Source organism: Corallococcus carmarthensis (assembly GCF_003611695.1).
In the GTDB taxonomy this organism is placed as follows: Bacteria; Myxococcota; Myxococcia; order Myxococcales; family Myxococcaceae; genus Corallococcus; species Corallococcus carmarthensis.
Genome location: NZ_RAWE01000036.1, coordinates 1 through 18,074, shown reverse-complemented (window position 1 = coordinate 18,074; position 18,074 = coordinate 1). Strand labels below are relative to the sequence as shown.

The window sequence follows — 18,074 nt, the reverse complement described above, 5'->3', positions numbered from 1 at the left end:
TGATAGTCATGGCCCCCTGCGCGCCGCTCCCGGTGCGCCGCTCCAGGAGACACCTCGCATGGCCCCGGTCGCACTCGTCACGGGCACCTCCACCGGCATCGGCCTGAGCACGGCCGTCCACCTGGCACGCCAGGGCTTCGAGGTCGTCGCCACCCTGCGCGACAGCACCCGCGCGGACGCACTCCGGGCCCGGGCGGACCAGGAGGGCGTGAAGCTCCACATCCGCACACTGGACGTGACCAGCGACGCCTCCACCCAGGCGTGTCTCCGCGACGTCCTCCAGGCGCACGGCCGCATCGACCTGCTGGTGAACAACGCGGGCGCGGGCTACCTGGCCACGCTGGAGCAGACCTCCGAGGAGGCCCTGCGGCGCACGATGGAGGTCAACTTCTTCGGCGTGTGGCGCGTCACCCAGGCGGTGTTGCCGGTCATGCGTGAGCAGGGTTCCGGGCGCATCATCTCCCTGAGCAGCATTGGAGGCCTGGTGGGCCAGCCCTTCAACGACGCGTACTGCGCGGCGAAGTTCGCGGTGGAGGGCTTCATGGAGAGCCTGGCCCCCGTGGCGGCGCGGCTGGGCATCCACGTCTCACTGGTGGAGCCGGGGCCGGTGCACACGGAGTTCGTCAACAATGTGCGCGCGACGGGCAACGGCACCCAGGGCAACGGACCGGCCGTGTACGGCGAACTGCTGGGCCGGTACATGCAGGGCTCCGCGGCGACCTACGCGAGCCTGGGACAGACCCCGGACGACATCGCGCGCATCATCTGCGAGGCCGCGGCCTCCCCAGCGCCGCACCTGCGCTACATCACGTCCGACGCCATGCGCGCCCTGTTCTCCCTCAAGGCCGGGGACGCGACCGGAGACACGCTGCGCGCCCGCATCGCGACGCGCCTGGACTGACGCGCGCCAGCCCCGCGAAGGGCCCTCCGGGAGGCGGTGAAGACACTCCCACCACCTTGCGGTGCCCGTTGGAAGACAATGCCTTGCACCCCACCCTTCCGGCCGCTTCGGGCCGGAAGGAGAAAGACATGGGTGTAAGGAATTGGGGTGTCGTGGCATGGCTGGGATTGGCGGCGTGTGGAGGCGGCCCGGAAGAGGAGGCTGTCTCCACCGCCCTGGAGGCGCTGGACTCGCGCGAGGTGGAGGCCCTGGCATGCCCCGCCGGGGTGGCGTCGCGGGTGAAGGTCGTCCTTCCGCCGGAGGCCCATCCGTTCTCCTCCATGAACGGACTCACCGACGTCCAGGGCACCCTCTACTTCGCCACCCACCGGCCCGACACCGGTCCCGCGCTGTGGCGCAGCAATGGCACGCAGGCGGGCACCGTGCCGGTGAGGACGTTTCCCCTGGAGTATGACGGGCCGTCGGCTCCGGTGGCGGTGGGCTCACGGCTCTTCTTCCATGTGTACGCGCCGGACACCGGGACGGAGCTCTGGCTCAGCGACGGGACGGCCAGCGGGACACGGCTCGTGGAGGACATCACGCCGGGGCCTGACTCCTCCTCGCTGACGAACGCCGCCGAGGTCAACGGCCGGCTCGTGTTCTTCCGCCACCTCCCGGAGGCGCCCACGGAGCTGTGGCGTTCGGACGGGACCGCGGCGGGCACCCTGCGGGTGCGGGTGGTCAGCGGTGCCGAAGGGGTCTACTTCGGCGGAACCGCGAAGGTGGGCAACGCGCTGCTCTTCTTCCGCCGCGAAGCCTCGGGCCTCCACCTGTGGCGCACCGACGGCATGCTGGCGGGCACCGTGTCCGTGAAGCAGGTGGGGGGCACGTCGGTGGCCCTGGGGCAGGTGACGCAGGCGGGGAACCTGGGCCTGTTCATCATCCGGAACGGCGTCAACCACCAGGTCTGGAAGACAGACGGCACCGCCGCGGGGACCGTCCTGCTGGATGCGTTCGGCCGCTCCGTGAACATCCTGGGCGTGCTGGGGTCCCGGGTCTACCTGGCATCGGTGGAGCCGAACTCGAGGCAGATGCGCATCCAGAGCCTCCTCCTCTCCGGGGGCGGCAAGGCCTCCGTGGCCACCCTGCCGAAGTACAGCGCGGACGCCTCCCCCTACCTGGGGAACACAGCCACCTCCGCGGGGAGCATCTACTTCGCCGTGGGCCAGGGCGGAGACGGCCCCGCGCCCCTGGCCGTGGAGCTGTGGGCCACCGACGGCACGGCCGGGGGGACCCGGAAGCTCTTCCAGTCGCTGTCGCGCCACGACGAGTACGCCTCGCCTGTGTTCGCCACGGGCGGGGGCCTGGTGCTCTTCAGCGGCTCGCCCGACGGTGACTACCTGGACGGCTGGTTCACCCGGGGCACGGTGGCGACGACCGGGCGGTTCGCGGCCACCGGGCCGGGGACACCGCTCTCCTGGCCGGATGATTTCGCCCGCGTGGGCAACCGCGTCTACTTCAGCGCCTTCGACGATACGGAGAGGCAGCAGCTCTGGTCCCTGCCGGCATCCTTCACCTGCCCGCCGGGGCTGAGCGAAGCGCGGTAGGCAATGCCAGACACCCTCCGCCCACCGGCACGCTTCCGGTGGGCGGGGGCCTTGCGGGCCCTATTGATAGGTGTCCAGGTAGGCGCGGTGGCTGTTGGAGAACTCGAAGCTGGTGAACTTGTCCCAGTTGATGGACCAGGTCATCAGCCCCTTGAAGCCCGGGTAGCCGCCGGCCTGGCGCAGCACGTAGGTGCCGCCGAAGGACTGGCCCTTCATCAGGTAGTCCAGCGCCTTCTGCACGTTGGCCACCGTCGTGTAGCCGCCGCCCGCGGCCTGCGGCGAGGACGGCAGGCCGATGACGACCTGGTCCGGCCGGAGCGCGGGGAAGACGGCGCTCGCGTTGCCGCCCACGGGGAAGCCCTGGAGCAGCATCTCCGCCATGGCCACGTGGAAGTCCGGCGTGCTCTGCGCGTAGGCGCGGCCGTCCAGGGCCGTCACGGTGCCGGTGTTGTAGTGCTGCACGTGCAGGTACGTCAGCCGGTCGCGCAGCGCGTGGATGACGGGGAGGTAGGCGCCCCACGGGCCGCCGTAGGCCGCGTAGCCGCCCTGCACGTAGGCGGTCTCCGGCGCCATGGTGAGCAGGAAGCCCGCGCCGTTGTCATTGAGCAGCTGCCGGGTGCCGGCGATGAGGTTCTGGATGCGCGGCGTGGTGGGGTTGCGGAAGTCGGTGTCCCCGCCGTTGAGCGCCAGGGACGCGCCCTCCAGGTCCAGGTCCAGCCCGTCAAAGCCATACGTGTTGATGAGCCCCTGCATGCTGGTGACGAAGGCCTGCCGCGCCGCCGCGTCGTCCAGGTGGATGGTGCCGTTGGCGCCGCCCAGCGAGATGAGCACCTTGCGGCCCTGCGCCTTGAGCGTGGCGATGTCCGCTTTGAACTCGGCCACGGTGGCGTTGTACGGCGTGAAGCCCATGGTGCCCGACGGCGCGCCCGCCACCGGCTCCGCGAAGGCGACCTGGATGACGTTGAACCTGGAGGAGATGTCGCGCAGCCGGATGTTGGTGGAGCCGTTGTCGAAGTTGTGCCAGTAGCCGACCAGCACCTTGCTGCCCGCCGGTGCGGTGTTGCCCGTCGTCACGGCGACGCTGTTGCTCGCCGAGGAGCGGTTGCCGGCCGCGTCGCGCGCCTTCGCGGTGAACGTATAGGAGGTGTTGGCGGCGAGGCCCGTGACGGTGGCGCTGGTCGTGGTGCTGGTGGCCGCCGCGCTGGTGCCGCCGTTGACGAAGATTTCGTAGCCGGTGACGCCCACGTTGTCGGTGGACGCGTTGAACGCCAGGGACACGCTGGAGGCCGTCACGCCAGTGGAGCGCAGCGAGCCGGGCGCCGTGGGGGCCTGCGTGTCGGGCGCGGGGCGCGTGGGCGTGGTGGTGCTGAACGCGGCGCTGGCCGCGGAACGGTTGCCCGCCGCATCGCGCGCCTTCACGGTGAACGTGTAGGTCGTGTTCGCGGCGAGCCCCGTGACGGTGGCGCTCGCGCTGGTGGAGGTGACGGCGGGAGAGGCGCCGTTGTTGACGAAGACCTCGTAGCCGGTGACGCCCACGTTGTCGGTGGACGCGCTCCAGGTCAGCGACACGCTGTCATACGTCTTGGAGGGCGAGGTGAGTCCGGAGGGGACGGAGGGGGCCTGCGTGTCGGCGGGCGGGTTGCCGGTGCGCTCCAGCCACAGGGCGAGCACGTTGGGCGGCTCCCAGCCTACCAGTGAAGTATGGGCCTGCCGGCAGTCGTAGCCCTTGCCACCATAAGAAGCGATGTCGCCCACGGCATACGCGACACCCGGGGCCCAGGCCCCCCGGTCCGCGGCCAGGGCCAGGGTGGGCAGGAGCAGCAGGAGCACGGCGAGGGCCGCGCGGGACGAAGCACGAGGGGGATGCATGGGGGGAAAGCCTCCCGGAAAGGGGTCCGGGGACAGAGAGGGCGGGACCCGGGAAAGCGGGTCAAACCGGCCGAAGGATTCTTTCCCGCGTCTCAGCAAGGTTGGTCAGCGAACGGAGGAGCAGGCACCCGGGTTCTGCTCATCCAGGCCCTGGAGCAGCGAACTAGAGTCGTCGCATGAAGTTTCTAGGTGAATTGGACGAGGCCTCGCTTGGGCGGACGCAGCGGTGCAACCGCCGCCTCACCGACCGGAACCGGCTACAGGCCATCCGGGATACCCAGCTGATGGACACGCCCCAGGAGGAGGCCTTTGACCGCCTCGCGCGTCTGGCGGCGCAGCTGCTCGACGTGCCCCTGACCATCATGTCTTTGGTGGACGCGGACCGGCAGTTCTTCAAGGCGGACTTCGGCCTGCCCTCTCCCTTCAAGGAGACCCGGACGCTGCCCATCGACGCGTCGCTGTGCCGCTACACGCTCGAGGGGGAGCCCATCATCTCCTCGAACGCGCCCGCCGACCCGTTCCTGAAGTTCCATCCGTCGACCGGTCCCTGGGGAATCGTCGCCCTCATCGTGCTGCCGTTGATCAACCCGGACGGGCACGTGCTGGGGACCTTCTGCTGCATCCAGCCCACGGTGCGCGAGTGGTCCTCGCGGGACCTCACGGTGATGAAGGAACTGACGGAGTCCATCATGACGGAGATCAACCTCCGTGATCAGGTCCAGAAGCTGAAGGCCGAGCAGAACCTCCGGGAGACCTTCGTCGCGGCGCTCACCCACGACCTGCGCACGCCCCTGACGGCGTCGAAGCTGAGCGTGCAGCTGTTGGGAAGGCGCCACGCGGACCTGCCGAGCGTCCAGACCTCGGTGGCAAGGGTGAGCGCGAGCCTCGACCGCGCGGAGCGCATGATCCAGAACCTGCTGGACGCAAGCCGCATCAAGGCCGGCAAGCGGGTGGCGCTGGAGCTGGTGGAGTGCGACCTGCACGCGGTCACGGCCCAGGCCCTGGACGAGCTCGCGGCGGTCTATCCGGAGCGCTTCGTCCTGAAGGCGGAGGGCCTGTTCCAGATGAAGGCGGATCCGCTCGGGCTGCGCCGCATCGTGGAGAACCTGGCCTCCAACGCGGCGAAGTACGGCGCCCCAGGCACGCCCATTGAAGTGCGGCTCGAGCGGAACGGGAGCCAGGTGATGCTCCAGGTGCGCAACCAGGGCACGCCCATCGCCGCGGACGAACTGCAGACCATCTTCGAGCCGTTCCATCGCACCCGGTCCGCGACGGAGAGCGCGGAGAAGGGATGGGGGCTGGGCCTGCCCCTGGTGAGGGGGCTCGCGGAGTCGCACGGAGGCAAGGCCACCGTGACGAGCTCCGCCGAAGAGGGGACCTGCTTCACCATCACCCTTCCGCTGGACGCGACCTCGCAGCAGCGGCTTTCGGCCTGAGGGGGCCGGAGCGCGGAAGCAGATCCTGGACTTCGCCAGCGAGTGCCTGGACGGGCTGGCACGCTGAAGCCCCTGTCCTCTCCACGGGACAGGGGGATGGGTCGCGGTTGCTTGCGTGCCGTCCGCTCCAGCGGCCGCCGGGCGACAGGAAGCGTGCGCGCACCGCACGTGTGCCTTGCAGCCCGGCTGTGGGTGCACTAGCCATCGGGGGACGAGGGCCGACGGCGCCGACCGCTCGGGTCCTCCGAGGATGACTTTATGGCCCAGCGCCGCCCGACCCGACCTTCCGCGTCCCCCGATTCGTCCAAGTCCCGCAGCGCCGCTGGCAAGGCCGCCGCGAAGCCCGGAGGCCGTCCCGCCGGGGGCAAGGCCCCCGCCACGGCGAAGAAGGCCGGGGTCGCGAAGCCGGCGTTGCAGGCCCTGAAGACCGCGGCTTCGAAGCTGAAGCAGGCCGCCAAGGCGGTGAAGGGCGCGGCGGCAAAGAAGCTGGTGGCGAAGGCTCCGGCCGCCAAGGCAAAGCCTGTCACGAAGCCCACCGCGAAGGCCGCACCGGCGCTGAAGGCTTCCGCCGCGAAGCCGGGTGCAAAGGCTTCGAAGACTCCTGCGGCGAAGTCTGGAGCACAGACGCTGAAGACGCCGACCACGAAGCCGGGGGCACAGGCTCCGAAGACGCCTGTGGCGAAGTCCGCCTCGCAGGCTCCAAAGGCTCCCGTCGCGAAGTCGGCAGCACAGCCTTCGAAGACTCCTGCGGCGAAGTCCGCCGCGCCGACTCCGAAGACGCCCGTCACGAAGTCCGCTGCGTCGGCGCCGAAGACTCCTCCTCCGGAGGCTTCGAAGGCGCCTACCCCGAAGGCATCGAAGGCACCTGCCGCGAAGCCCGCATCGAGTGCGGCGCAGGCTCCTGCTCCGGCGTCCGAAGAGCCCAAGCAGACGCCAAAGGCTTCCGAATCGAAGGCCTCCGGAGGGTCCTCCCCGGCTCCTGCGGCGGAGCCCGGAACGACCAAGAAGAGCCCGAAGGCTTCCGCAGCCAAGACCTCCGGACGGGCCTCCCCGGCTCCTGTGGCGGAGCCTGCCTCGACCGAGCAGAGCCCCAAGGCCGCTACACCGAAGTCCTCCGACAAAGCGCCTGCGGCGGAGTCTGCCTCGACCGAGCAGAGCCCCAAGGCCGCTGCACCAAAGTCCTCCGACGAAGCGTCTGCGACGGAGCCGGCGTCGACCGAGGAGAGCTCCAAGGCCTCCGCATCGACGCCCCCTGCGCAGTCCCCACAAGCCCCTGAGCCGACCACGGCAGGCGCGGAGACAGCCGAGCTGAAGACGGGCGCCAGCGAGGCCCCTTCGAAGCGCGCGGGGAAGGCGCCCAAGGGTGCAGCCGCGAAGAAGACCCCTGCGGAAGGCACGCCCGCATCCGCGCCGCAGGAGACTCCGGCGCCTTCTCCTTCGGAGAGCACCGCGGAATCCGCCACGCCCGCGCCCCAGGCGGAGACGGGCTCCACCGACGCCGCTCCTGCGAGCACCGGGGAAGGAACGCCTCCTGCCACGGAGACGGCCTCCACCGAAGCTCCCTCGCGCAAGGCCTCGGGCCGCGCCGCGAAGCGGAAGACCTCCGAAGCCGAAGCCGCTCCCGCCGAAGCGCCGGAAGAGGCGCCCACCCCTCCCGCCAGCGAGGAGCCTTCATCGAAGTCGAAGCGCGGGGCCAAGGCCGCGGCCAGCACCACCGAGGAGCCCGCCCCCGCGCCCTCCGCACCGGCGAAGCCCGCGCGCACCGCCGAACCCCAGTACCTCATCCTCACCGGCGGCTCGCCCTTCCTGCGCGCCATCGGCTCCGTGCGCCGCCCGGAGGGCGAACCCCTGCCGGGCTTCGGCAACCTCGCCGTGACCAAGATGTCCGCGGCCCCACTGCCCACCGAACCGGGCCAGTACGAGTTCCGCTTCCAGGCCAGCAACGGCACCGGCGACTTCAAGCTCGCCCAGCGCAGCGAGACCGGCGCCCCCCGCAACGTGCGCGACTTCGCGATGGCGTCCTCGGGCGGCTTCCAGCTCTACCGGTTCAGCATCCCCTGAGCGCGCGCCTCAGGGCAGGAACCGCGACATCAGCGTGAGCCCCGGCGCCTCCAGGGGCACGCGCCCCCGCAGCGCGGCGAACAGCGACCAGCCGTGGTCCGCGAGGAGCACCACGGCCGCGTCCGCCGCGACGCTGAGCCCCATGAAGCCCACGTAGCCGCCCATCACCGACGAGCGCCACACCACGTCCTTCCCGCGCACCTTGGACACGTTCCATCCCAGGCCGCGCTGGATGGGCCCGGCCTTCACCCGGGGCGCCTGCATCCGGAACAAGGGCCTCGTGAAGGACGTCTCCCCCCGCCCCAGGTTCGTCTCCAGGAAGCGCATCACGTCCCCCACCGTGGAGTGCAGCGCGCCTCCGCCGGGGAGCGCCGGGAAGGTCCAGGGCGGCACCGGCTTTCCGCGCGCGGTGTGGCCCTGCAACAGGCGCGGGGCCAGCTCCTCCGTGACGCGCGCCGTGGTGTCCACGAGCCCCATGGGCTTGCAGAGCACGTCCCGCATCAGGTGCCCGTAGTTCAGCGCCATGCGCCGGGACAGCGCGTGACCGAGCACGCCCATGCCCAGGAAGGACTCCGAGGACGGGCGCGGCGGCGGCTGCCGGGGGTGGTAGTCGCGGAGGAACTCGCCGAACAGGCTCGCGGAGTAGCCCCCGAACGGGTCATCCGGATTCCGGGGCGCCGCGGCCAGGTTCGGCGGCAGGTGCGGCAGCCCGGAGGTGTGCGTCGCCAGCTGCTCCAGCGTGATGCTCCGCGCGACCTCGTCGTTCAGCAGCCCCGAGGGAATCAGGTTCGAGAGGGGCTCTTCGAGCCTCACGTTGCCCTGCTCCACCATCACCGCCAGCAACGCCGCGGTGAAGACCTCCGTGAGCGACCCCAGGGAGAAGAGCGCATCCGTGGCCGGAGGCGTGCCCTTGCCTCGCAGTCCTTCGACGTGCAGCGCCCCTTGCCACGTCATCGCCGCGCACACGGAGGCCGTCGGGTAGCCACGCAGGTAGGGCCGCAGCTCCGCGTGGAGAAGGTCGGAAGGGTTCGACATGGGGTGGCGCTTTACGGGGCCACCGCCCGGTGAAGCAAGCCTTCCGGAGAGGTGAACGACGGCGGCGTCCCAGGCCTTCCGCCCGGGTTGGACCCGCGCGACCTCTTCGCCGCGCTGCTCGACCTGCGCCAGCCCGCACGGTGGGGAGGCAGGCTCGGGCCAGGGGAAGGCCGGTGCTAGCGTGCGCGGGCATGAAGGACTCCGCCCGTGCCCGCAGAGCGCTGCGCCACCGCATCGCCGCCCTCCTCCTCGTGGGACTCACCGCGTGCGGCGGCTGTCAGAAGACGGACGCCGAACGCGCCGCGAAGGAGCGCGCGGAGATTGATCAGCGTCTCCGCGACTCGGTCGCGCTCGTGCCCTACCGCGCGCTCAAGCTCACCGTGCGCGCGGACGGTGACCCTCGGGCCCCGGAAGAGGTGGCCCTGCTCTGGAAGGCCCTGGCCGAAACGCGCGCGCTGCCCGACAAGCCCCTGACGGACGAAGCGACGCGCGCGGCGGCCCGCACGTACCTGGACCTGGGCATCGCCTTCTACAAGGCACGCAAGACGCTCCAGACGCGCGACGAGGATGAGTTCCCCCTGCTGTGGTCCCGGTGGGCCTCGGCCTCGACCCCGCCCCTGCCGTCCTACGACGCGGGGCAGGAGCACGCCTTCCTCGCCGCCATCCTGCTGGCGCTGGACGCCGCGGAGAAGTCCGACCGCATCCCCGCAACGGAGCTCGTCTTCTACGAACTGTCGCGCGCCACGCCCACCCCCGCCTGGCCCGCGCCCCTGCGCGCCGCGGTGCAGGCCAGCCGGGGCGTCTCGTTCTGCCAGGCGGGCTACCACTACGCCGCCGAAGAGGAACTGACCGCCTTCCTCACCGAGGCGGAGCGCCTTCCGCCGGAAGACTTCCCCACCCTCAAGCAAAGCACGCCCGCGCAGTCTCGCGAGGCGGCGCTCGCGGCCGGGCACTTCCTGCGCGCATGGAACCGCATGGGCCTGAAGCGCGAGCGCGCCGCCGAGGACGACATCGAACAGGGACTGCGCTCGCTCCAGACGCTGGGCGTGGAGAACGAGCTGACGTGGTGGGGCTGGGCCTTCATCCACACCCGGCGCGGACGCTACGAGGAGGCCGCGGCGTCGCTCGACAAGCTCGCGGCCAGCCCCTACCTGGAGGAGACAGAGCGGCGCGAGGTGCATGACAGCGCGGAGGCCCTGCGCAAGCACGGGGACAGCCTGCCGCTGTTCCAGCAGACCCGCGCGACGCTGCTCCTGGGCCGGACGTTGCTCGCGCGCGCGGGAGGCCTGGAGCACGTGCTCACCGTGCTGCTGGGCCCGGAGCGGGCGAAGCAGCTCTACGCCCCGCTGGTCTGGATGGACCGCGTGCGACAGCACACGGCGAAGCTCTCCCCGGAGCAGGTGGCCCAGGGCGCGGGCGAGACGCTCGACCGCGCCCGCGAGGTGGGCAACCGCGGCTGGAAGGCCCTCCAGGAGCGCCTGGACAAGACCACCGCCCAGGACAGCCCTCCCTAAGACCGGACCTGGATGAACGACTCTTCCGGTATATTTCGTTTTGCAGTGACTTCCCGGAGGTGTCTGTCATGAAGCGTTTCCTGTTCGTTGCAATGGCGGTGCTGGGCCTGCAGACGGCGGCGTGTGGTGGACCGATGGAGGAGCAGGAAGCCCTCCAGCCCCAGGAAGGGTCCGAGGTCACGGCCATGGCCGTCTGCACGGCGTCGTGTCCTGGCGGGACGACGGTGTCCTGCACGGGCAACCACTGCGAGGCCGTGGAGGGCCAGGCCGTGATGTGTGACGGCCAGTGGAAGAACTGTCCCCCGGTGGTGGTGGGGACCGTGTCCTTCTTCTGCGAGGCGAGCAACTCGCTCCTGAGCTGCACGGGCATCAACGCCCACACGCTCCAGCCGCTGAGCTCCAAGGTGTGTGGCGGCGTGTCGTGCAACGGCGTGGACACCTATTGCCCGGCCTTCACCGACGCGCGCGAGTGCTTCTGACAGGCCATCCCTGAAGTCACGGAGCCGCCGCTTCCCCCAACGCCTTCACGGGGTAGTGCCCCGGCGAGGCGCGGAAGCGGCGCTCCAACCCGCCGGGCTCGAGCACGCCCCGCTCGAACAGCCCCAGCAGGAAGGCCTCGTACGTGCCGCCGCGTGAAGGGCCCGCGCGCTTCAACTCCTCGTAGAGCACGAAGGCCAGGACGTGCAGGCCGTCGTCATGGTCGCGGAAGAACTCCGCGCCCGTGAGTGGCCGGCCCTCGCGGTCGCGCAGCAGGCCCTCCCGCTCGCTGACATAGACGTCGATGGCCTCCGCGCAGTCCTCCTCCGTCAGTCCGCGCGCCGTGGTGTAGCCGAACGCGGGGTCATGCTCGCGCACGAGCCGCTGGAAGTAGGGGTCCGCCTCCAGCGCTGACAGCTTCGCCTCCAGCACGCCCTCCCGCGCGAACGGCGGGTGCAGCAACTCATGCACCGCCGTCTTCACGGTGACGTCCGCCGGATACGTCGCGTCCGTGAGGAAGTTCCACCCCGTCACCCGGATGCCGTGCGGCTTCGCGAACTTCAGGACGTGCGCGCTCAACGCCGCCACCTGGAGGTCCCGGCCCAACACCGCTTCGTCCCAGCCCACCACGTCGTACGGCGCCGCCTTCTCCGCCAGCCCCGCGATGGCCTGCGCCACCTGCGGCAGGTACTCCGCCCGCCAGATGCGTGGGAACTCCACGCGCTTCAGGAACGCCAGCAGGACGCCCAGGTCCCGCCGCACGTCCTCCATCTCCGCGAAGCCGTCCTCCCGCCCGTAGGACGTGGCCAGGAAGTCCGCGCGCATCCGGCCCCACGCGGCGTCGTCCGCCACCGTTGTCTCCAGTTCGTCCAGCGTGGTGGCTCCCGTGACGGAGAAGACGAGCGTCAGGAACGGCCCCACCATCTTCCCGCCCTGCTTCGCCATCCGCCCGGTGAGGTGCGCGAGCGCGGCCTGCTCCGGCGCTCCCAGCAGCACGGAGAAGCGCTGGAACTCCCCGGGATAGAAGCGCGTGTAGAACGCGTCTCCCCGCAGCAGGTTCAACAGGCACAGCGCGTCGTACGCCTCGGACGGGCGCAGCACCCAGTGCGTGCGCCCGGAGTCCACGCGGTGCACGGCCGGTTCCGGAGCGGCGGGAACAGGCCGGGAACCCGCGCAGGCGGTCCACATCAGCGCCGCGAAGAGGGCCACGGCGCGGCGGAAGGAATGCGATTCCAGGGTCATACCCGGGAGATAGGGCCGCCCGCACGCCGCTGTCTTGGATGAAACCTACCCCGTGGAACCGGATGCACGTCCCGCCAGCCGCCGGTACTCCGCCGGGGTGAGGTGCAGGCGGCGGCGGAACTCGCGCGTCAGGTGGCTCTGGTCGCAATAGCCCGCGTCGAGCGCGATGTCGCCCAGCGGCCGCTCCGTCTCGCGCAGCGCCCGGCCCGCCCGCTCCAGCCGGGAGCGCCGCAGGTACTCCGCCGGGCTGCACCGGTAGGCCTGACGGAAGGCCCTCCCCAACCGCAGCGGGCTCACCCCCGCCTCCCGCGCCAACGCCGCGAGCGTGGGCGGTGGGCCTCGCACCGCGTCCAGCAGCTCCCGGACGCGTCCCAGCCACGCCGGAGGACCGGAGGCCCTCGCCGGTGCCGACGCTCGCACCGCCTCCGCCAGCAGCTCCAGCGACAGCCCTTCGATGGCCAGCGCCGCCACGTCATCCGCGCGCCGGAACTCCTGGTACACGCGCGCCCCCAGCGTGGCCAGCCGCACCGACGACAGGTCCACCCGCGGATCCAACCCCGCGACGAGCGCGCTCCGCGACCGCCAGAACGCCTCCGAGAAGTCGATGTTGAAGGTGCGCGTGCGCACGTCCCGGATGCGCTGGGCATGCTCCAGCCCGGGCGCCTGGTAGGCGACCGAGCGGGCCAGGCACTCCCGCGCGCGGCCCTCCACCACGTCCGTGAAGCCCCCTTCCAGCGTGAGCCGGAAGCCCGCGTGCCGGTGGAAGTGCGACGGCAACCGGGCACCCGGCGCGTACGTGCTCTCCGTGAGGACGAGCCCCGCCACCTCCACGCGATGGAGCGGCGTGCCCAGATAACGGCCGAAGTCGAGGACGGGTGCGGAGGCCACACCCCCTTTTGCATCGGTCCCGGGTCTCATTGCATCCCCGGACGTCGATTCCGCTTCCGAACGCCAGACGGGCAGGCGGCAGCGCTCCGGGGATGTTGGCCGTGGGCGCCGCAAGTCCCCACCTTCCATCCAACGCCTTTCCAACGAAGGAGCCGCACCCGATGAAAGCCATCTGCTGGCATGGCCACGGCGACGTCCGTTACGAGTCCGCCCCCGACCCGAAGATCGAGGACCCTCGCGACGCCATCATCCGGGTCACCCGCACCGCCATCTGCGGCTCCGACCTGCACCTGCTGGACGGCTACATGCCGACCATGAAGAGCGGGGACGTCCTGGGCCACGAGTTCATGGGCGAGGTGATGGAGACCGGCTCCGGCGTCACCAGGCTCAAGAAGGGCGACCGGGTCATCGTCCCCTTCAACATCGCGTGCGGCGAGTGCTACTTCTGTCAGAAGACCCTCTTCTCCCTCTGTGACCGCTCCAACCGCAACGCGGAGATGGCCGCGAAGGTGATGGGCTATTCGCCCTCCGGCCTCTTCGGCTACTCGCACATGCTGGGCGGCTTCTCCGGCGGCCAGGCGGAGTACGTGCGCGTACCGTACGCGGACGTGGGCCCGCTCAAGATTCCGGAGGGCCTCACCGAGGACCAGGTGCTCTTCCTCACCGACATCTTCCCCACCGGCTACATGGCGGCGGAGCACTGCGAGATGGAGAAGGGCGACACCGTGGCGGTGTGGGGCTGCGGCCCGGTGGGCCAGTTCGCCATCCAGAGCGCGTGGATGCTCGGCGCGGGCCGGGTCATCGCCATCGACCACGTGCCGGAGCGCCTGGCGCTCGCGAAGTCCTGGGGCAAGGCGGAGACCCTCGACTTCCTGAAGCAGGACGTCTACGAGACCCTCAAGGAGATGACCCGCGGCCGGGGGCCGGACCGCTGCATCGACTCCGTGGGCGCCGAGGCCCACGGCACCGGCAGCCTGGACGCCGTCATCGACAAGGCGAAGGCCGCGGTGAAGCTGGCCACGGACCGGCCGCACGCGCTGCGCCAGGCCATCCACTGCTGCCGCAAGGGCGGCACCATCTCCGTGCCCGGCGTCTACGTGGGCTTCCTGGACAAGATGCCCTTCGGCGCCTTCGTCAACAAGGGCCTGACCATGAAGTCCGGCCAGACGCACACGCACCGCTACACCCGGCCGCTGCTGGAGAAGATCCAATCCGGCGCCATCGACCCGACGCGCCTCATCACCCACCGCGCCCGGCTGGCCGACGCCCCGTCCCTCTACAAGAAGTTCCGCGACAAGGAAGACGGCTGCATCAAGGTCGTGATGACGCCGTAGTCCCTTCCCACACCCCTGGAAACGCGAACGGGCCCGGAAGCTTCCTTCCGGGCCCGTCGTTGCGTTCAGGCCTGCCCCGTCAGCCGGTAGTACGCGTGCGGGCGGCTCCAGCGGATGAAGGCACGCGCCAGCGGGTTCATGCCCCACTGGATGGGCACCGGATCCACGACGAAGCCCAGCTCGTCCTTGAACTGCTCCAGCTGGGCCGCCTCGCGGGCGTGCAATCCGCCCACCAGCGTCCGGGCGCCCAGCCGGCGGCAGACCTGCGAGAACTCGTAGATGAGGCCGGTGGAGATGTTGGTCGGCAGCGCCCACGTCGCGTAGTAGGCGCTGAAGCCATACGCGACGCCGTCCACGATGTAGCCGTCCAGGTAGCCGCCCAGCTTGTCGTCCACCAGCCCCGCCAGCACGCACCAGTGGTCCGACGCGAAGTACTGCCGCAGGCCCTTGAGGTACTCGTCCAGCGTGGGGATCTTCTTGTGCTGCGTGCGCGTCAGCGCGTCCCGCACCACCGCATAGCCCTGCTCCAGCAGCAGCGACGGTCCCGTGAGCTGGACGATGCGCACCGTCCGCTGGGCCTTGCGCAGCTTGCTGCGCCGGTTGGAATTCAGGCGGCTGGTGTCGTAGGTGTCCAGGTCTTTCAGCTGCACCACGGGGACCTTGCCCGTGGCGGCGTTCGCCGTCTCCGGCGTCAGCGCCGCGCGGTAGCCCCAGGACAGCGGCGTGGGCGGCGTGGCTTCATCCGGCGTCAGCCGCGCCAGCAGGTGCACGGGCTGGAAGAAGCCGGGCGCTCCCGACTGCTCCCAGTAGTGCCCCCGGTGGGAGATGACGCGAACGCCCTCTTCTCGCCGGCGCTCGGCGAGCTCCCGCTCCGTCAGACACGTGAAGCGGGCCTCCGCGACATCGCGGAGCTGGGGAAGTGACAGGACCATGGAAACCCCTCTACCAACGGCACAGGAACGTCAGGAACGGGGCGCGCGGTAGGCGGGAAAGAACTCCTCGCCCGCGTGCCCCTGGGACAGCCGCGCGTACGCCTCGGGATCGCAGATGAGGTCGTGCGTGTAGAACCGGGATATCGCGTTGGCGAAGCCACGCTTGAACCGCTCGATGCCGTCCCCTGGCCGGACGCCGCCGCCCAGGTGGACGGAGGCCTCCAGCTTCTCCGCCAGCTCCACCATCACCGGGAACTCGTTCTTCGCGGGCGAGTGCAGCAGGTACGCGTCCGCCGTGCCGCCAATGAAGTTGTGCAAGAGCCCGTCGCTCAGCACCACCAGCGCGGAGGAGGCCACCGCGCCGTCCGGCGCGCGCGTCGTCACCAGCCACGCGAAGGGGCAGGTGAAGACCTCCTCGAACCACGCGTCGCTGAAGTAGTACCGGTCCCCGGCCTGGTTGCGGTCCATGGTCTGCCGGTAGATGGCCTTGAGCGCCTCGCGCTGCTCCGGCGTGGAGTCCTTCACCGGCACGACCCCGCTGACGTAGCCGCGCCGGGCGTTGCGGCGGATGTCCGCGCCGTGGTCGCTGCGGAACCTCACCGGCAGCTTTGGATCGATGAGGCACACCTCCGTGCGCAGCCGGCCGTCCGCGAAACAGTACGGCCCTCCAATGCGGTCGCGCAGGAAGATGCTGACCAGCTCCGTGCCACGCCAGTCGATGGCGCCCGCCGGCAGCTCGGAGAGCCCGTTCAGCTCCGCCCCCGGAAACCCATACGGAGACACCGCGTCCCGGTAGTGCGTTCCCTCGATGGGCCGCACGATGAGCGGCACCCGCAGGGCCCGGCCCGCGCCGTCCTCCACGATGAGGCTGTGCGTCGCCCCTTCCGCGCGCAGGTGCTGTTCGGAGCGGAAGTAGTCAGACGAAATGGCTCGCTGGCCTCCGTCGGGGACGAGGATGGCTCTCCAAGGCGTCGCCGGATTCATGATGGGGGTGCCTCCCTGGGCGCAAGCACGAAGGCCGGACGGCCCTCCGAAAACAGGCAGAGGGTATGGGCATTGGACCTGGGTCCGTCATCGCCCCCCGGGGAGCACTCGGGTGTCTTGATTCCAGCGCTTCGCTCTTTTCCAGCCCCCCAGGGCAGGGCATGTGTCACCTCGCCAGCGGGGCGTAACGGCTTCCAGACATTTGGCATTGTTCGGGGCTTACGCTTGCAGGCTTCATCCGGAAGATTCCCCGCCCTATGAAACACGCCCTGCTATTGGCCGCGGTGTTTTGCATGAGCGCATGCGCCTGGGGCCCAGGAATGCACATGGACGAGGATGCCTTCCGGGAGCGCTACGCGGGCATGGCGGACGCCGGCACTGACGGCGCCTATGAAATCGTCCCCATCGACGCGTCCCTCCTCAGCCACCAGTTGGAGGCGCGCCGGAACGCGCGGCCCGCGCCGCTGGTGGACCCCTTGGCCCAGGTGGCCACGGACTATGACTACCGGGTGACGCCGCACGACGTGCTGAGCGTCATCGTCTGGGACCACCCGGAGCTCACCATCCCCGCCGGCGAGTTCCGCCCCGCGGAGGCCACCGGCCACCCCGTGGCGGCGGACGGGACCGTGTTCTACCCGCACGTGGGCAATATCCCCGTGGCGGGCAAGACGCTGCGGGAGATCCGCGAGCTGCTCACCCAGCGGCTGGCGAGCGTCATCGAGAAGCCCCAGCTGGACGTGCGCGTGGTGGGCTTCCGGGGGCAGAAGGTCCAGGTGACAGGCGAGGTGGTGGCGCCGGGCACCCTGCCCGTCACCGACGTGCCCCTGCGCGTGCAGGATGCCATCGCCCAGGCGAAGGGCTTCTCCACGGAGGCGGACCTGCGCACCGTCACCCTCAGCCGGGGCGGCGCCACCTTCACGCTCGACCTGCAGGCCCTCTACGAACAGGGGGACGTGAGCCAGAACTGGCTCCTCCAGGACGGCGACATCGTCAACGTGGCGGACCGCAACCGCAACAAGGTCTTCGTGCTGGGGGAGGTCCGCAAACCCTCCTCGCGCCTGATGGTGAAGGGGCGGATGACGCTGGCGGAGGCCATTGGCGACAGCGAGGGCTTCGACCCGCTCACGTCCAACCCGGGCCGCGTGTATGTCATCCGCGGCAGCTTCGACCGCCCGTCCATCTTCAAGCTGGACGCGAAATCACCGGACGCACTGCTCCTGGCGACGCAGTTCCAATTACAACCACGCGACGTCATCTTCGTCTCCGCGCACGACTTGACGCGGTGGAACCGCATCATCCAGCAAATCCAGCCAACAGTTCAGCTGCTCTGGCAGGCAGTGGATATCGGAGACAGAACCATCATCATCGACAACCCATGACAAGCACCCCCCAACGCGTGACGCCGCCCCGCCCCGGCCCCGGCACGCAGGATGATGAGCTTGGATTGGGCAGATACCTGGCCATCCTGGGAGAGCGCCGCGGCACCATCGCGGCGGCCGTGGCCCTGGCCCTGGCCCTGGGCGGCATGTATCTCCTCACCACGGCGCCGGTGTACCGGGCCAATGCCATCCTGCGAATCGAGCAGAAGGGCAGCAGCCTGGGCCAGCTGGACGAGCTGATTCCAGACGCGCCCAGCATGGCGGCCACGGAGATGGAGGTCCTGGGCTCCCGGGCCCTGCTGGGGCGCGTGGCGGACGCGCTGCACCTGGGCGTGAGCGCGGAGCCCCGGTACTTCCCCGGGGTGGGCGCGGCTTACGCCCGGGCGCACGAGGGGCCGGAGCTGGCGGCGGTGCCGTGGGGGGGCGGGGCCTCGTA

Annotated in this window: 16 protein-coding genes; 9 read left to right on the top strand and 7 right to left on the bottom strand. The window is 70.4% G+C overall.

What is annotated here, in order from left to right:
• The first annotated feature begins 58 nt into the window (after nt 1-58).
• Both D7X32_RS12870 and D7X32_RS12865 read left to right on the top strand, forming a co-directional pair.
• Nucleotides 59-901 carry an SDR family oxidoreductase gene (locus tag D7X32_RS12870; RefSeq protein ID WP_120602828.1) on the top strand — a complete coding sequence of 281 codons (843 nt, stop codon included), beginning with the start codon at nt 59-61 and terminating at the stop codon, nt 899-901.
• 128 nt (nt 902-1,029) lie between these two features.
• Nucleotides 1,030-2,487: a hypothetical protein gene (locus tag D7X32_RS12865; protein ID WP_120602827.1), complete on the top strand. Its 1,458-nt coding sequence runs from the start codon at nt 1,030-1,032 to the stop codon at nt 2,485-2,487.
• Between the two features lie 60 nt (nt 2,488-2,547).
• On the opposite strand, the gene D7X32_RS12860 is transcribed toward D7X32_RS12865, so the two are convergent.
• Complete coding sequence (locus D7X32_RS12860) at nt 2,548-4,356, bottom strand: fibronectin type III domain-containing protein (RefSeq protein WP_120602826.1); 1,809 nt, start codon at nt 4,354-4,356, stop codon at nt 2,548-2,550.
• 176 nt (nt 4,357-4,532) lie between these two features.
• Between D7X32_RS12860 and D7X32_RS12855 the strand changes: the two genes are divergently transcribed.
• Entirely contained in the window at nt 4,533-5,792 is a 1,260-nt protein-coding gene (locus D7X32_RS12855; RefSeq protein ID WP_120602825.1) for a GAF domain-containing sensor histidine kinase, read from the top strand.
• A 197-nt stretch (nt 5,793-5,989) separates the two neighbouring features.
• On the opposite strand, the gene D7X32_RS12850 is transcribed toward D7X32_RS12855, so the two are convergent.
• Nucleotides 5,990-6,823 carry a hypothetical protein gene (locus D7X32_RS12850; RefSeq protein WP_120602824.1) on the bottom strand — a complete coding sequence of 278 codons (834 nt, stop codon included), beginning with the start codon at nt 6,821-6,823 and terminating at the stop codon, nt 5,990-5,992.
• Nucleotides 6,824-6,851: 28 nt separating this feature from the next.
• On the opposite strand from D7X32_RS12850, the gene D7X32_RS12845 reads away from it, so the two are divergent.
• Nucleotides 6,852-7,853, top strand: a complete 1,002-nt coding sequence (locus D7X32_RS12845) for a hypothetical protein (protein WP_120602823.1) — start codon at nt 6,852-6,854, stop codon at nt 7,851-7,853.
• Between the two features lie 9 nt (nt 7,854-7,862).
• Here the strand turns inward: D7X32_RS12845 and D7X32_RS12840 are convergent, their stop codons facing one another.
• The gene (locus D7X32_RS12840) at nt 7,863-8,888 is read right to left on the bottom strand and encodes a serine hydrolase domain-containing protein (RefSeq protein WP_120602822.1); all 1,026 of its coding nucleotides are present in this window, start codon (nt 8,886-8,888) and stop codon (nt 7,863-7,865) included.
• A gap of 191 nt (nt 8,889-9,079) precedes the next feature.
• Between D7X32_RS12840 and D7X32_RS12835 the strand changes: the two genes are divergently transcribed.
• Nucleotides 9,080-10,402, top strand: coding sequence for a hypothetical protein (locus tag D7X32_RS12835; RefSeq protein ID WP_171449170.1), 1,323 nt, complete (start codon nt 9,080-9,082; stop codon nt 10,400-10,402).
• Between the two features lie 68 nt (nt 10,403-10,470).
• Nucleotides 10,471-10,881 carry a hypothetical protein gene (locus tag D7X32_RS12830; protein WP_147450129.1) on the top strand — a complete coding sequence of 137 codons (411 nt, stop codon included), beginning with the start codon at nt 10,471-10,473 and terminating at the stop codon, nt 10,879-10,881.
• Nucleotides 10,882-10,897: 16 nt separating this feature from the next.
• Here D7X32_RS12830 and D7X32_RS12825 read toward each other — a convergent pair whose 3' ends face one another.
• Nucleotides 10,898-12,121, bottom strand: a complete 1,224-nt coding sequence (locus D7X32_RS12825; protein ID WP_120602820.1) for a hypothetical protein — start codon at nt 12,119-12,121, stop codon at nt 10,898-10,900.
• Between the two features lie 45 nt (nt 12,122-12,166).
• Nucleotides 12,167-13,009, bottom strand: a complete 843-nt coding sequence (locus D7X32_RS12820) for a helix-turn-helix transcriptional regulator (protein ID WP_244238982.1) — start codon at nt 13,007-13,009, stop codon at nt 12,167-12,169.
• 161 nt (nt 13,010-13,170) lie between these two features.
• Here D7X32_RS12820 and D7X32_RS12815 point away from each other — a divergent pair, with 161 nt between their 5' ends.
• Nucleotides 13,171-14,343 carry a zinc-dependent alcohol dehydrogenase gene (locus D7X32_RS12815; protein ID WP_120602818.1) on the top strand — a complete coding sequence of 391 codons (1,173 nt, stop codon included), beginning with the start codon at nt 13,171-13,173 and terminating at the stop codon, nt 14,341-14,343.
• A gap of 65 nt (nt 14,344-14,408) precedes the next feature.
• On the opposite strand, the gene D7X32_RS12810 is transcribed toward D7X32_RS12815, so the two are convergent.
• The gene (locus tag D7X32_RS12810) at nt 14,409-15,275 is read right to left on the bottom strand and encodes a hypothetical protein (protein WP_120602817.1); all 867 of its coding nucleotides are present in this window, start codon (nt 15,273-15,275) and stop codon (nt 14,409-14,411) included.
• Between the two features lie 30 nt (nt 15,276-15,305).
• Nucleotides 15,306-16,259, bottom strand: coding sequence for a GNAT family N-acetyltransferase (locus D7X32_RS12805; protein WP_120602816.1), 954 nt, complete (start codon nt 16,257-16,259; stop codon nt 15,306-15,308).
• Nucleotides 16,260-16,516: 257 nt separating this feature from the next.
• Between D7X32_RS12805 and D7X32_RS12800 the strand changes: the two genes are divergently transcribed.
• Together D7X32_RS12800 and D7X32_RS12795 are read left to right on the top strand one after the other, a co-directional pair.
• The gene (locus D7X32_RS12800) at nt 16,517-17,638 is read left to right on the top strand and encodes a polysaccharide export protein (RefSeq protein ID WP_120602815.1); all 1,122 of its coding nucleotides are present in this window, start codon (nt 16,517-16,519) and stop codon (nt 17,636-17,638) included.
• Between the two features lie 65 nt (nt 17,639-17,703).
• Nucleotides 17,704-18,074 (top strand): Wzz/FepE/Etk N-terminal domain-containing protein (locus D7X32_RS12795; protein WP_244238981.1); only part of this gene is annotated, 371 nt, incomplete at its 3' end.

Excerpts from the sequence above, each read along its gene's own strand:
- D7X32_RS12805 (WP_120602816.1), bottom strand. The coding sequence starts at position 16,259 with ATGAATCCGGCGACGCCTTGGAGAGCCATCCTCGTCCCCGACGGAGGC.
- D7X32_RS12815 (WP_120602818.1), top strand. The coding sequence starts at position 13,171 with ATGAAAGCCATCTGCTGGCATGGCCACGGCGACGTCCGTTACGAGTCC.
- D7X32_RS12865 (WP_120602827.1), top strand. The coding sequence starts at position 1,030 with ATGGGTGTAAGGAATTGGGGTGTCGTGGCATGGCTGGGATTGGCGGCG.
- D7X32_RS12870 (WP_120602828.1), top strand. The coding sequence starts at position 59 with ATGGCCCCGGTCGCACTCGTCACGGGCACCTCCACCGGCATCGGCCTG.
- D7X32_RS12825 (WP_120602820.1), bottom strand. The coding sequence starts at position 12,121 with ATGACCCTGGAATCGCATTCCTTCCGCCGCGCCGTGGCCCTCTTCGCG.
- D7X32_RS12840 (WP_120602822.1), bottom strand. The coding sequence starts at position 8,888 with ATGTCGAACCCTTCCGACCTTCTCCACGCGGAGCTGCGGCCCTACCTG.
- D7X32_RS12810 (WP_120602817.1), bottom strand. The coding sequence starts at position 15,275 with ATGGTCCTGTCACTTCCCCAGCTCCGCGATGTCGCGGAGGCCCGCTTC.
- D7X32_RS12830 (WP_147450129.1), top strand. The coding sequence starts at position 10,471 with ATGAAGCGTTTCCTGTTCGTTGCAATGGCGGTGCTGGGCCTGCAGACG.
- D7X32_RS12835 (WP_171449170.1), top strand. The coding sequence starts at position 9,080 with ATGAAGGACTCCGCCCGTGCCCGCAGAGCGCTGCGCCACCGCATCGCC.
- D7X32_RS12860 (WP_120602826.1), bottom strand. The coding sequence starts at position 4,356 with ATGCATCCCCCTCGTGCTTCGTCCCGCGCGGCCCTCGCCGTGCTCCTG.
- D7X32_RS12800 (WP_120602815.1), top strand. The coding sequence starts at position 16,517 with ATGAAACACGCCCTGCTATTGGCCGCGGTGTTTTGCATGAGCGCATGC.
- D7X32_RS12855 (WP_120602825.1), top strand. The coding sequence starts at position 4,533 with ATGAAGTTTCTAGGTGAATTGGACGAGGCCTCGCTTGGGCGGACGCAG.